Below are 15408 nucleotides of genomic sequence, written 5' to 3' on the forward strand. Positions count from 1 at the left end.
AATGTATTTGTTCTCGTTATTTCAGATATGCCTGTTCTATTTTTTTATAATAGCGTTTATGAAGTTCTTCGACAACCGGTATCGTCCCTTCCGGATTCACTTTGGAAAGATAGGTAGAGTTTGCCAAAACCCACTTCTCTTCCATCTCTGCAAAATCCGGATAAGGAAGTTTCTTACCATACAGTAAACTGGCTTTATAGGTTACATAAGCCTCCCAACGGGGAAGATAAAAATCACTCAACAGCCCGCTCCACTCCTTATTGGCATAATCATGCAGATCCGAATCCCTGTCGGTCCATGTCGTTACCAGCCTTTTGGCATTCGTAACGAAGCGTCTTTTTTCCTCAGGAGTACAACCTGCATTTTCGGCTTCCGTCAACCAAGTGCCAAGCATAAATTCCTTGCGGGTGGACAGCAGGCGGTCTTCATCCTTTATGACATCCAGAAATTCAGTGCTATATTTCATAAAGCCATTCTTATTCTTTTGATGAAATGCCTCTACCATTTCTTTATGCAGATACTTGGCATAATCGGATAGAACCTGCCGGGTGACATCGACAAGATCATATTCATAGGTATCGCAATGGTTAAATCGGTTTCTCGACTGATACAAAAACTCCCATGCCTCTACCATCTTTACAGGTTCGTAAAATATCCTGGCATTGCCCCACGTAGACACATGATCGATCGTATCTGCAGGACGGGCGCAAATATAAGATTCTACCGGTCCGCCCAACTCATTATGGCATTCATAGACGGTTTCGGATAATATTTTCCACGCTTTATCACAGTTCGTATCTTCCATGCCATACCTATAATAAGTATAATTGGTCAACCACTGGGGAATCTGGATACTATCCGTTCTCCATGCCATATCATACACCATATCATAAACTACCGGAACCGTTCCGATACCCTCAGGAGCAGTCCCTATACCGCAAATATTTCTCCCCATCGGATGTTCTTTTGCAAAGACGGCTCCCGAAGCATAACTGCTCATTTTTCCATGTAGCCCGGTTTTTCCTCCGAAGTTAGGTAAAGCGCACCATATCCACCGGTGATCCTGATGCCCTTCCGGCTTATGAAACATGGAAGTAGTGACTCCTCCCCACTGGGGACGTTCGCAGGCCATCAGATCCAATATGATTGTCTCACCGGGATTCAACCCGTCCATCAAGTCTTTTACCGGGTTATGCTGCCATCCCTGTAAGACCCAGACCGCTTTCGGGTTTACTTTCCGCATGGCCTGCAATATTTTCTGCGCGGCAAGTTTTACATGAATGCCTTCCGAAGTGCCACCCTCATGAAAAGGATCACCGCCAAAAAATTCCGCATCTCCAAATAATTTTTTCTGTTCTTCGTAATAAATAGCTGCCACTCTATCAAAAAGCGGGTCTGTCGGATCTAAAAAGGCCGGACGCTGATAAGCTTGCCACGTCCCCTGTTCTTTGATACGGGCATCGGGATATTTCTTTTTCAAAACATTGGGAACCATTCCATAAAATCCTTGAAATACCGGTTTCATCCCTAACTCCCTCATCCGCTTCAACATTTTCTGTTGCAGGTCCGTCTGTCTTGCAATAAATTCCGGACTCACGGGCCCGCCGAATCCTTCCAGATTTCCCATGAGCCACCATGCTTCATAGCCTGCTCCCGGAAGGAACGCAGCTATATCCGTTTCACTGAAATTCAATCTTCTAAGCGTATTCTGCCATACGGCATATTCTCCGTACACAGCCATCAAGGGCATGTTGATCCCTTGAAGAGCCATCCGGTCAATCTCTGCCTCCCACCGTTCCCAATCCCAGAAAGCCATGGAATAGCTATAAGTACAATAATTCAAATAATAGCGGTAAGGAAAAGAAGCGTCAATCCTGATCTTTTCTTTCACCGGAGGCAACGGCTCCGGCAAGTCGGACAAATTATTACCGCACCACGAAACAGAACGGTGACAATAGTTCCTAAGATAATGATTCAACCCACGTGCCATCGAGATGCCATTATTCCCTCTGATGATAATCTTATCTTCTGCAGCCTGCTCCAATTCAAAAAAATCAGAATCGGAAGGGAGCTGTTCAAAGACAAAAGAGGAGTTATTTGCCGGTAACAGACGTTCAGCCAACCCATATACCGGCTGGTCGGGTTTAGAAATCGAACATCCACAAAACAGGATGGATGTGAAGAATAATAGTACTTTCCGCATTAGAACATTTTTTATGAATTCAATCCCAATAATCTCTTTACAGTATGTCTCTTACGAGAGAGAGAAATTCGCAAGGGGGAAGAGACCATGCTATAAGAAATCAAACATTTATAATTTTACGTCAACAAAAACCGGATAATGATCCGAAACTGCACTTGTATCTACTTTTTTACCATCAATGGAAAGGCTGCGCACTATGTATGACTGGCCAACCTTAACCTTCGAAGCCTTTTTATTATCAAGTAAAAGTACATAATCGATCAAAGCTCCGCCATCCGTTCTTCCCGGAATGGAGTTACCGATCGTATCACTTATGATTTTAAACTGTTTCATCCACACAGGAAATGATATTCCGCCTTTGGGCCAACGATGAGAATCATTCAAATCACCGGCAAGAAAAACCGGTTTTGTTTCGTCTTTCACTAAATCACATACGGTTACAGCCCCTTCTTTACGCTTTTCATCATTAAGGTCGGAATGAGTACCGATAAAAACAAAATTCTTGAATTTTATTTTCACGGCAACCCTGGCCTCATCTCCCGGCAAAGGAATTACTTCAATGTTTTTGACAGACCGCTTTTTCCTGACCAGCACTCCACAGCCTATACTGCCATGATCGAATGAGGCGGCATTTCCATACACCGGTGTATATTCACTTCCTGTCGCATCTGCAATATCTTTCAACAGGTACCGCCCTCCCCGATGCAACGAAGCGCTATCGAGCTCCTGCAATGCTACAATATCGGCATCCAGAGCTTTAATTATCCGGGCCAGATTATGTACATTTTCTTCCGATATCGTTCCCGGGTCTGCGGCTCCCTTACAATAGTGCGTATTATAAGTTAACAAACGTATGGTACCTCTTTTCTTTTCATATTCCTGAGCAACCACACCAAAACAAAGGAATGACATTACAAATGTAAAAAATATTTTTTGAAACATGACCGTCGTTAGTTGTTTATTATCACTTGGTTATTCTTTTATCACTTTCCTCACCAAAGATTTACCGGCAGAAAATCCTTTTACGATATACACGCCTTTTGATAATCCGGATACATCCACTGCTGTTACATTTTCTCCTTTCATGCCCGCCATCTTCTGTCCGGTCAGTGCATACACGTCTATCTGCTCTAACGGCATCTCTCCCTGTATGCAGAATCTCTCTCTGACGCCATCAAAATAAACATTAAAATCCGGTTCTCCTTCTACATTTTCAATCGACGTAGAACCCGGAAGCCTGATATCGACAAATACAGGATAATGATCCGACACATTCTGCAGATTGACGATAGCGCCGTTGATCTCTATGGATCTCACTATATGTGTCTGTACCACTTCAATCCTCGAATTATTATAGTCATGGAAAAGAACATAGTCGATAAGCCCCTGGTCAGCGCCTTCTTCACCGTGCGGGCCGTTCCATACCGTATTACCTTTCGTATCACTGGCTATCGTAAACTTTTCCATATAAACGGGAAAAGCAATACCGCCATTTCCCCAACGGTGGCAATCATTCAAATCGCCAGCCAGAAAAACTGGTTTACGAATATAATCCAGTTCGTTATTGATAATATTTGCCCCTTGTATCCGCTTTGTGTCATTAAGGTCGCCATGAACACTTATGAAAACAAACTTATCCAAATCGGTTCTCACCGCTATGCGTGGCTCGTCGCCGGGCAAAGCGATCTTTTTTATTTTACTTATGGGATAAATCGTTTTTATAAGACTTCCGCAACCGACACTCCCACCGTCCCACTTGAGCGCACTGCCGTACACGGGTGTGTAATTCAGTCCGGTCGCTTTGCCTATTTGCTCCAGTAAATAGCGTTTTCCCCTGCTATTTGCCGCACTGTCAAGTTCCTGCAACGAAACCACATCGGCATCCAATGTTTTAATGACCGAAGCCAACAGTCTCGTATTGGCATCATTAATACTGCCGGGATCAGTCCCGCCTTTACAATAATGAGTATTATAAGTTAAAATCCTTATTACATTCCCCTCTTTAGGGCATGTCTGAGCCGCCAATTCCAGACATAAACATAAGAATCCCCAAAAGATTATATATTTTCTCATAACACATTTTCGTTTTTCAATAGCCAACAGGAAGCATAATTCCTGCCGGCCATTAAACAATGAATACTTGAAAAGTAATTACTTCTTTATTATTTTGACAATATCCTCGCTTGTTGAAGTGGTTACCTTTACAAAATACAGTCCCGGAGTCAAATCAGACACATTGACTATTGTCTGAGAACCGTTTGCTCTCTTCACACAAGCGCCGGTAGTTGAGTAAACATCGATGCTTCGAACATCCGAAGCAACAACAGAAAGTTCATTCACAACAGGGTTCGGGCCGACTTTTATCTTCACACTTTCCGTTTTATTCACACCTGTAGAATAGCTGTCCACCACCTTCACCCAGACTGTATTCAAAGCTAATGCCGGATAGGCAGCATTCTGCATTTCACAACGATATACTTTTCCCACACACTCGCTTCCAAAACAAAACCAACCGGTAGCATCGGCGGAGGTCGGGGTTATTACATCGCCATCTTCATTCTTCCAGGTATAAGTCGTCAGCTTGCCCTGCACATCGTATTCTGCCGACAGATCGATATCCTCATCCACTTCTATCTCATATTCTCCCTCGTCATTTTTCAAACCTATAGGAAGGCCGCCCAACGTATTCCACTGAGATTTATAACCGCTACCCAATACTTTTCCTGTAGCCGGATGCAAAGGCAATGTGGAATATGTGAAACAGTTGTCCTCCAGATTTAATAGCCAGTCCAGGAATTCTGTTTGCCGACAATCATTGCAGACGAAAGCTGTCTCATCTGACAGAATATTCCTATACCCGGCAAGTTGACGGCACTTTCCGGTAGAACCGCTCAAATCAATTTGCTTCACAAAAGGATTACGTCTGATATGAAGATAACAATCATTCTCTGCATTGGTCATTGCTATTTTTACTGTATCCATTTGGGTATTCGAAACGTGTACGGTTGTCGCCTTGAAATCTCTCAGAACCAACTTTCCTTTTAAATTCTCAACAACCGGCAAAACCGGATACCACTTATTGTCTCCCTCCGTATTTGTCCAGGACAAGCTGCTGGTTTTACCATTAAAAGGAGCCGCAGCATTAACACATACCCCAAACAGCGTTTCGGCATATGTAGCCGAATAGGTATGCCATATTTTGCCTTCCGCATTCTTCCAGGTATTCATATCATTCCATGAGAAACCGTCTCTATGAATATCTATTCCCATAACTTCGGCGTTACATTTTCCCTCAATAACCGAAGGTTGCTTGAAGAACGCCGCATAATCCGCCGTTTCATCCGCGTTGAAATTCCAGTTTTGTTCTTGTGCGAAACCTAAAGTACTTGCAAATGCGAGTACTGCAATAGCAAATACTCTCTTTCCGATCAAAGTAATACTTTTCATAAGTTCAAATAATTAAGTGTTAAACATTTGTAAGATATTTATAGCAGGGGCATCAATAGCCCCCTTTATTTCAGAAGTCAAGCCCGTCTTCCCAATTTGGATTCTGAGTAATATTTCCATTGGTCAATACCCGTTCTTGAACAGGTATGGGATACAGATAATCTCTGTCCTCTCTCCACACTCGAGGTTCGTCTTTCACATCATGAACGATGATATTTCCTTTCAGTCCGTCTGTGAAGCGGAATTCATCTCCTAACTTATAGAACTTCCGGATATTTTTAACAAGTGTTCCCGTAGGTTTCTTTCCTGTATAAATACAGATATCCACTTTATCCTTATCACGCAGTGTCCCGTCATTCATATCAAACACACCAAACCGATTGTCACCCTCGCCATGTTCTAATCCGGGGAAATACATTCCTAAATAAGGTTGTTCAAATATTTTCCCCTCTTTCCATCTCATGACATCATAATACCTGAAACCCTCAAGAATCAACTCCACAGTACGTTCACGGCGAATTTCAAGAATAACCCCTTTATTAACACCTGTTACATTAGCATATCCGGTTTCTATATTGCTCAAATAAGGATCCGGATTCGCATTGGCTTCCGCCATATCGATGTTAGGCATTCCTACACGATCACGAATTTTCTTAATTGAAATATCCAGATCACTTTGTGTTAAGGTTCCACGCTCGGCTTTTGCTTCGGCAAAGTTCAGATAAACCTCGGCAGTTCTAAACAAAATATAATCATTGGAAGATCCCATATAGCCGTCTCCACTGGCATCTGTCACCCATTTTATGATCTGGTATCCAGTAGTAGACGAGCTAAAATTGGGAGATTCGACCGTAGTACTGTTAATACGCGTGTAGCCCGGTCCTACTACCGTCTGCGTCAGACGAGGGTCACGATTTTGCATTTCATCATAATACTGCATAGTCTGATACCCTTCTTTATCAGTAAACCGGCTTCCATCGGTCATCAAATAACTGTTGACAACTTTCTTATTCATACCGGGACGTCCATACGTAGGCCCCATCGTATTATAATTGGCTTCATGCATAACCGCCTTTCCCTTGTCATAGTCTCTTGCCAGAATGACTTCCTGAGAAATCGCATCCATGGAAGAGAACAGGTCACGATAAGGTTTCTCACCATCTTTATAAATAGAGTAAGGGCTGTTTGTTATAAAGTCTTCTGAAACAGAAATACATTTATCCAGATAGGTTTCATAACCCGCTATGCCATGATATTTCCGAAATGTACCCTCAAAAAGACAGATCCTCGATTTCAGTGCCATTGCCGTCCATTTGGTCACCCGGTAGAGTTCCGCCGCATCAGAAATATGCTTGATTGCATAATCTATATCTTCAATGATTTTTCCCATAACAAACTCTCTGGTATCCCGGGGCTTCATCAAATCTTCATCATTCGATGCCATCGCTTTATCGTACCAGGGAACATCACCGAATCGCTTTACTTTCTCAAAATAAAAGTACGCTCTGAAAAAACGTGCAATACCGTCATACTGTTCCCGAACAGTCGTATTGGAGCAACGTTGAGAATGTTCCAGATAAAAATTTATATTACGCAAATATCCCCAATCCCATCCGCCACCGGTAGTAGGGATCGTTCGTGAACCGATGATCGCTTCCGGCAAAGTAAACACGCACACAATATCATCGCTCTCCCCATAACCGGAAGAAGCACCCGGAAACATTCCATAAAAATTATTCGTCGCACTCTTTAACTCCATTTCATTATTATAATAAGTTTCCGGAGCCAGAGAGTCAAGTGGAAATCTATCTAACATATCAGCGCAACTTGTTGTACCCAACAATAACATTGCTATATATTTAACTCTTTTCATTTTCATACTTACTGAAGGTTATTAAAAAGTTACATCTAAGCCAAAAGAGAATGTTTTAGCATAAGGATATACCCGGGCATCGGCATCGGCCGAGAATTGTTCCGGATCTATATATTTGGTTTTCAATTTCGTCCATGTCAACAAATTATCACCACTGAAGTAGAACCTCACACGCTCCATTCCTACCTTCGTAGTCCATTGGACAGGAAGCGTATATCCCAACGTCAGATTTTTCAAACGGCAATAAGCAAGATTCTGCAGATAACGGTCATTGACTTTTGCTAATGAACGGTCGCCCTGTGCCGCATATCCACGCATTCTCGGGAAATAAGCATCCGGATTCTCTTCCGTCCAGATATTATCGACCCAATCAATTGGAGTGAATGAGGCATACGGACGGGCAAACCCTCCCCAAAAAAGCATAGCATTACCTCCCGGATAACGATTCTGCCTGCCTACTCCCTGGAAGAAAGCAGAACAGTCGAAACCGTACCAGTTGAAGCCCAGATTTCCACTGTATGTATAGCGTGGTCTTGAGTTACCTATAATGCGCATATCTCCACGGTCGTCCGCTGTTTTTTTACCGTCATCAATCCTCCCGCTTCCATCAAGATCGGCAAAAATCATATCACCGGCTTTCAAACCTTTATTTTCTCCAATAGCGGTTTCTAAGATGTTCTTACAAACATAGCTGTGATCTATCGCTTCCTGATAAGCTTTTGCTTCCTCGTCCGTACCGAATAAACCGGTAACATGGTATCCCCATATTTCTCCGATTTCCATGCCTACATAATAGTTGGACTTGCTAAATTCTTTCAACGGGTTATCGTATTTCGTTATATGCGAACGACTGTCTGCCAGACTGAGTGACACATTGTAACTAAACGGCTTATCCAACAAGGTGAAACTGTCATTCCAACTCAACGTCATTTCAAAACCTTTTGTACGAAGATCTGCAGCATTCTCTTTAGGTGAAGTAGTCCCATAAACACCCGGCAAGGCTTTACCTGCAATAAGCATATCTCTGGTATCACGGATAAACACATCTGCACTATAAGTCAACCTGTTATTGAAAAATCCCAAATCGATACCCACATTCTTATGTATAATGGTTTCCCAAGTCTGGTCTCCTGCCGGAGGAGGGGTTACACTGGCATAGGTCAATCTGTCACCATCCAGCAGATATCCGTCATAATATGCCATAGTCAGTGTCTGAAGATAAGGATAACAATCCGTTACTGCCTGATTTCCCAAAGAGCCGATAGAACCTCTTATTTTTAAATTAGACACCACATTCCGAATCGGCTCAAAGAACTTTTCTTCACTTGCACGCCATCCGGCGGAGAACGACGGGAAAGTACCGGAACGCTGTCCTTTCGGAAAACGCGAAGAAGCATCCCAGCGAACATTAAACTCTGCCAGATATTTTCCCTTCCAGTCATAACCGAGACGACCGAAATAACCAAGTAAAGCCCATTCATTCTGGCCGCCTTCCAAAGTTACATCCTTCGAGATATCCCCTAAATTAAAGTCGTTCAAATTATCCGACTGGATATTCAATTTTGTTGCATAGATTCTCTTATAAGCATTCTGCTCATAGTTGAAACCGGCTACAGCACGCAAATTGTGTCCGCCAAAAGATTGTTCGTAATTGAAATAAGCATCTGCACTATGGTAGTAAACTTTCTCGTTCAACTGACGCAACTTATTTTTAAACAATGAACCATCGGCATCCTCAAGAACTCCGGGATATTGTGAGAACTGGGATTTTGCCGTACGCTCCATATAATCAACCGTATTATACTTAAAACTGTAGTTGGCATTAAAAGATAGCCCTTTATATATTTTAAATGTAGCACCTACGGTATAAGTCATCTGCTTTTTATCTTCCACCGATTTAGAATTACCATCAGCAGTCATTATATGGACTCCATCAGTAGGCTGCTGGCCAATAATCGGGTTACTGAATACGTGTGTTCCGTCCGGATTATAAGGCATCAGGAATGGCATTGCATGGAAAGTATAATTAGGTAAATTGTTTCCGTGGCCTAATCCCGGAGCCGAATATTTGGAAGAGAAGAAACTGGTTGCAAAATTCAATGACAACCAAGACTTAACCTCGGCATTCAAACGGGCTCTCAGATTCCCAGTCTTATATTTATCCGGATTTTGTGCATAAATACCGGTCTGTGTATTGAAATTTCCACTTACCAGATAATTTATTTTATCAGTTCCGCCCGATATACTCACATTATTGTCCCATGTAGGGCGACTTGATTTTATCAAATAGTTATACCAGTCGAAATTAGCATAATACATATACTTATCCACACCGTCGCGATTCTGCACAACCGTCCACGGGCGTTCCGGATTCTCGGTTTTGTCATAACGACGGGCCTCGAGTTCTTTATAGTCGTCCTCCGTATACCGGGTATAAGAGTTTCCATTATAAGATCTCATAAAGCCATCCACTAACTTGGCCGCATCATATCCGGAAGTTATAAAATCGGTTTTCGTTGTTTCAGTAGAGAAACTGAACCTGCCATTATAATTTACCTGCATTTTTCCGGCTTTCCCTTTCTTCGTAGTCACCAATACTACTCCAAAAGGTGCTCTGGCACCATATATGGCAGCAGAAGAAGCATCTTTCAAAACAGAAATAGACTCAACATCACGTGGATTCAGATTATCAATGCTACCCTCAATGCCATCGATCAATATTAATGGTTTGGACTCCTGATTGATAGATGCAAAACCGCGAATATTCATACTGGTTGTCTCACCCGGCTTTCCGGAACCAAAAGATATATTCAAATTCGGAATTGCACCCTGAATGGCTTGTCCTAAGTTAGCTACCGGACGATTCTCAATCGCCTTCGAATCGGTATAACCGATCGCTCCTGTCAGATTGACTTTTTTCTGCGTGCCATAGCCGATTACTACCACTTCTTCCAGTGCCTTGCTATCTTCAGTCATCCTAATGTTAATATTCTGTTTTTCTTTCACTTTTACGGTTTGTGGCTTATACCCGATATACGTAAAAGTAAGGGTATGGCCTACCGGTACCTTTACACGATAAATTCCATCAATATCGGTTATTGTGACCCCTACCCCGTCCACTGCGACATTCACACCAATCAGAGGATCACCGGCATTATCCACCACTTTGCCACTCACATCCAAGTCGTTTCCCACCTGTTTTACAACCTGCGCTTTAGAAAGAATGATGTGATTGTCTTTAATTTCATAGCTCAGTTTTTGTCCTTCAAGGATAAGTTTGACAGCCTTTTCCAAAGGTTCGTTTTTAAAGTTCAACGTAATACGCTGATTCATGTTGACATCATTTACATTAAAGAAAAAAGACTTTCCGGTCTGTTTTCTTACAGCTTCAAGAGCTTCCTTAACCGTCACATTCTTTAGGTTAAGCGATACATTTTGCGCCTGGATGAAAGTGCACCAACAGAACAACAATAATGTAAACAGTCTCAATTTTCTTTTCATCATAAGAATTAAATAAGATTAATACGGATAAAATCAGTTAAGTAGGAATTTCAAAACATTGTATACATAGATTAAATATTCCGGTTTATATGAAAGACAGGTAAAAGAGAAATGTGTGTAGTCTGATTTTTACTTTTTTTCTTAAAACTTCAATATATCAATCTGGCAAAATGATATTTCCAATCCCGTACAATCCTTTTATTGGGAAAAATGATGTATAGAGAGGCAATTACGTCTTTATTTTCCAATCGTCTCTTTTCAATTTATCAGGTTCAGAGTCAACTACAGAATACATTCCTTGCACTTTCAGATATTTACTACACAAATCAACACATATCTCGCACTATATAACACTTTTTGCTACTTAATAACGAATCAAAATCAGATAGGAGATAGGGCAAAAACATGATTTTTGAGGAAGCAATATACCCGCTTTACAGAGCTTTTGTCGCTCCTCGTAGAGTCTTATGCCGTTCCTCTACGAGTCTTTTATATTTTCTCGTAGAGGAACCGTACTTATTATATAAAGATAGTAAGGTCAAGGTATGTAGAAAACAACATATTCATTCAAATTAAGTGAATATATGCAGAAAAGAGGGAGTCATATATTGAATTATTATACAATCCATTTTCTATTTGAAATAAATTTGCAGAATAGCATGTCAGAAAAAAGACAATATAAAATCAAAAGAATAGTATAATCCGCTTTTTAGTAACACTTTTTTCAAACAGCTACCTTGAATTTCTCTAACTATGGTTCCAGTACATTTATAAAAATTAGAATAGATAACAATAAAACCATCTACCTCAACGATTTCTCTATTTTATCAATGAAGGAATATTTCCAATCCATCTCATCCCTGCCGGACAACTTTTACGAATACGATTACCCGGTAAAACAACTTCTACCTCCACATCACCGGATAAATTAAGATGTATTCCCACAACCGTTTCTTCATCGGGAGCAATGCAAAGAATCCCCTCTTCATATTCGGCTGTACAATTCCAACACCGAACCCGGCCGGCTCCATCCGCCACAACATAGGCAGAGGTCAAAGCACATTCTTCCATTACCTTAAAGATCTCCTGTATGGTGTTATCACCCGCACCACCCCGCTCACCAAATGCACAAACGGCATTCTCATTATCCGGTCTCAGCCAGGGACTGATCATATCCAAATACTGTTCTCCGACGATGGAATCCACCGGATGCCAATCATGTTGCCTGTCGGTCCTTTCCATACAAACCTTACCTTTGATATAAGGATCGGGAAGAAATCCCCACCGCAAATGCCCGTTCAATTCCATAAATTGAGCACATGCACCTAACGTATCCATAAAATCGGATAGATAACGGACTTCTCCCGTCAACAGGTAAAGGTAATAACACGCATAGATCTTCCATGCCGTCCAGCCGTGAGGAGAATTCATTACCTGATTCGGTACAAAATAAACATCAAGGGCCTCCCAATAACGCAAAGTTCCCCCTCTCATACGACAATCCGGAATTAACTGCTGTTCCAGACATTGATGCTTGCCCATCAGATAAGCAGCAGCAGAAGTATATCGCTCCCGTCTTGCAGAATCACCTTCCAACAACGCCCGCAGCGCCAATTGCAAGGCACTGCAGGTTATCATTCCATCTTCAAAAGTCATATCTCCTTCTGTCTGAATATCATCGAGTCGAAGCAATAAATCATCAATCGCCCTTTCTGCCGATTCTTTATGCCGTACATAACGCTCTTTCCACAAAGGGGAGCCGATAAGCCCTCTTTCGGCTGCCACCAATTCAAGCATCGATTTGGCCGGATAAATAACAGCCGTATAATGGGTCCCCTTGGAACGGTACGCACCGTCTGCCGACTGCACTTTCTCCGAACATAAATAATCGCCCACATGAGCCGCCTTTTCAAGATAACCGATATCGCCTGTAGCCTCCCATAAATCAACCAGCATTCCAACGAGCGTAGAGAAATTCTGTACCCTGTCCGGTGCGGCTTCAGATTTAGGAATCCAAGTCAACGTATCGATAAAGAAAGGAAGCGTACGGTTAAAACGTTTCTCAAGTATACTATCCACAGAAGTCTCCGGAAAATGGCGAGCGCCCAGAAAAGCTGTATAATATCCATAAAAAGCTTCACATCCATTTGAAAAAAGAGGTGGATTCCTTGCCACAAAATCACGGGCATTCTTCATATACCAAGACCAGGGATTGCGTATGTAAATACCGGCTTCTGCTGTTTTTCCATTGATAGCCGTAGCCGTAATCCGATAAAGCCCTTTCTGTGAAGAAGGAGAAAATAAAGCAGAATATACATTATCAGCTACACCATCAACCGGCAAAACAGACTGCGTACCATCGGGTGCTTTTACGATCAGTTTTTCCAAACCGCTCTGGCTATGGATAAGTAAACGACTCGTTTCGTGTCCGGCCATCGTATATTTCTCACATTCAATCATCGGAGCCTGTATCCATTGAGATAGCTTTTCTTTCACTCCGGCAAGCCGGTCGACCACTCCCAAATGTAATGTCCATTTTCTTGTTTCATGTGGTTTCAGTGAAATATTGTTCTGGGGATGCCGCTCTGGCAAAGGCAGGCAGTGCAACAAATCGAGACTCCCTGTCTTTATCTGGTGCCCCCACTTCCACTCCATCGATCCTTCATATACATAATTCAATGTATAAGAAGCTACAGGTTCTTCGACCCCGATTCCCATAATGATCTGACGTGGAGACATAAAATATCCCCAAGCAAAATCCTTCTCACAACGCAGCAAAGTAGGAAAAAACTTAGTATCCCAATCCGGATATGTTTTCATCTCCGAATCAACTCCTATAAAAAGCCGGGAATATTCAGGTCTAAAAACATCATCTCCCCGATTAGATATAGTACATTCAACAATCAAATGATCGTATGCTGCCTTATATCGAAGTGTGTAATAAATATCACCCTGATGAGCTTCGAACACATAAAGCTGCTTTTTCGAAGGACACAATTGCATGCCGCTCCATGCCGGCCCTGCCAAGCTGTCATCTCTGAAAGGAATCGTTTCCCAAACATCTCCCATCAATTGTCGGAACTGTTTTATGGTTCCTCTATCCGGATGAACAGATACCTCCCATCCGTGTTTCTCACCTCCTATCGTCAGATATTCAGTTGACGAGAGAGTAAAGGGATAGATTATAAACAAAAATACAAAACAATGAAAATGAATGAATTTGCGCTGATCTTTCATGAATAATTCTATTTAGGAAATTGCACACCGACTGTATCAGAACAATACAGCCCCGACAAATTCCGGATAAACAAATATCTATGTGTTAATTAATCAGCATAAAGGCAGACAGAGAAAAAAGCATTAATGGAAAATGCGAATTTCACTCTTGTCCATATCGTAATGATAATTAAATTTATTCGTAGCAGACATAATATCCATAATTTGCACGATATTGTCCGCTCCGATAGTTATATCACCATAAAAAATCAAATGCTTCAAATCATCATTGTCAAAATGAATGGTGACATCAAATGCCCGTTCCAAAATTTTAGCTATATTACCTAATTTCTCCTCATTAAAGAATACATTATTATCAATCCACGCATTCATATATTCAGCATTGATATCTTTGACGGTCAAGACTCCACTCCTTTTATTACAGGTTATCAATTGATTGGGTTTCAACAAAATAGATTTATCAAACCTACTGTCACGAAAATCAACGGAGCCTTCCAATAGAGCTACCCGGATTTCATCATCTTCCTGATAATTCTGCACATTGAATTTAGTTCCCAATACTTTTACCTTCGCTTCACCCGAAACCACCACCAACGGAAGCTCCGGATTCTTACTGATTTCGAAATACCCTTCACCTTGCAATGACAAATCCCGATTCGTTATTCCAAACTGATTATTATAGCAAAGTGTGGATGCAGCATTCAGCCAAACGATACTGCCATCCGGAAGATTAAATTTCAACTTGGCCCTTCGGGGAGTTTCCAATGAATAAGTCATCAATTTTTCAGAAGATGAGGTACTCAATAAATAATTAGTTCCTATACCTGCCATAAAAATCAGACAAATACATGCCGCATAATAAAGAATCCTCCTCAAAGGAATCATCTTATTCTTGCTTTTTACAGTTCTATCCACTTTTTCCTTAAAATTTTGATATGCAAGCTCTTTATGATAACGCTTTTTATCGGTAGAAGCAACGGAAAGCAACCACGCTTCTTCATACTGCTGAAAGTATGCTTTATTTTCGGCAGACTCCTTTACCCATTTCCGCAAGACCTGCAAATCTCCTGAAGAAATGGTTCTCTCTAAAAAAGAGAGTATCAAACTATCTATATTTGTTATATTTCTTTCCATATTCTATAACTTA

At 41.5% G+C, this 15408-nt stretch carries 8 protein-coding genes; all 8 read right to left on the reverse strand.

Features of this window, described 5'->3' with window-relative positions:
- Positions 1–16 precede the first annotated feature (16 nt).
- The 8 genes from QVP90_RS06750 to QVP90_RS06785 all read right to left on the reverse strand — a co-directional run bounded on the left by QVP90_RS06750 (position 17) and on the right by QVP90_RS06785 (position 15395).
- Positions 17–2203, reverse strand: coding sequence for an alpha-N-acetylglucosaminidase (locus QVP90_RS06750; protein WP_021935997.1), 2187 nt, complete (start codon positions 2201–2203; stop codon positions 17–19).
- Between the two features lie 108 nt (positions 2204–2311).
- Positions 2312–3145: an endonuclease/exonuclease/phosphatase family protein gene (locus QVP90_RS06755; RefSeq protein WP_005929482.1), complete on the reverse strand. Its 834-nt coding sequence runs from the start codon at positions 3143–3145 to the stop codon at positions 2312–2314.
- Between the two features lie 30 nt (positions 3146–3175).
- The gene (locus QVP90_RS06760; RefSeq protein WP_021935998.1) at positions 3176–4276 is read right to left on the reverse strand and encodes an endonuclease/exonuclease/phosphatase family protein; all 1101 of its coding nucleotides are present in this window, start codon (positions 4274–4276) and stop codon (positions 3176–3178) included.
- A gap of 78 nt (positions 4277–4354) precedes the next feature.
- Positions 4355–5650: a T9SS type A sorting domain-containing protein gene (locus QVP90_RS06765; protein ID WP_021935999.1), complete on the reverse strand. Its 1296-nt coding sequence runs from the start codon at positions 5648–5650 to the stop codon at positions 4355–4357.
- Between the two features lie 70 nt (positions 5651–5720).
- Entirely contained in the window at positions 5721–7529 is a 1809-nt protein-coding gene (locus tag QVP90_RS06770; protein WP_021936000.1) for a RagB/SusD family nutrient uptake outer membrane protein, read from the reverse strand.
- 15 nt (positions 7530–7544) lie between these two features.
- The gene (locus QVP90_RS06775) at positions 7545–11027 is read right to left on the reverse strand and encodes a TonB-dependent receptor (protein ID WP_021936001.1); all 3483 of its coding nucleotides are present in this window, start codon (positions 11025–11027) and stop codon (positions 7545–7547) included.
- A gap of 816 nt (positions 11028–11843) precedes the next feature.
- On the reverse strand, positions 11844–14261 hold the full coding sequence (locus QVP90_RS06780) for a hypothetical protein (protein WP_021936002.1): 2418 nt from the start codon (positions 14259–14261) through the stop codon (positions 11844–11846).
- 123 nt (positions 14262–14384) lie between these two features.
- Positions 14385–15395, reverse strand: a complete 1011-nt coding sequence (locus tag QVP90_RS06785; RefSeq protein WP_021936003.1) for a FecR family protein — start codon at positions 15393–15395, stop codon at positions 14385–14387.
- Positions 15396–15408 lie beyond the last annotated feature (13 nt).

Source organism: Bacteroides sp. CAG:189 (genome assembly GCF_000432295.1).
GTDB lineage: Bacteria > Bacteroidota > Bacteroidia > Bacteroidales > Bacteroidaceae > Bacteroides > Bacteroides salyersiae.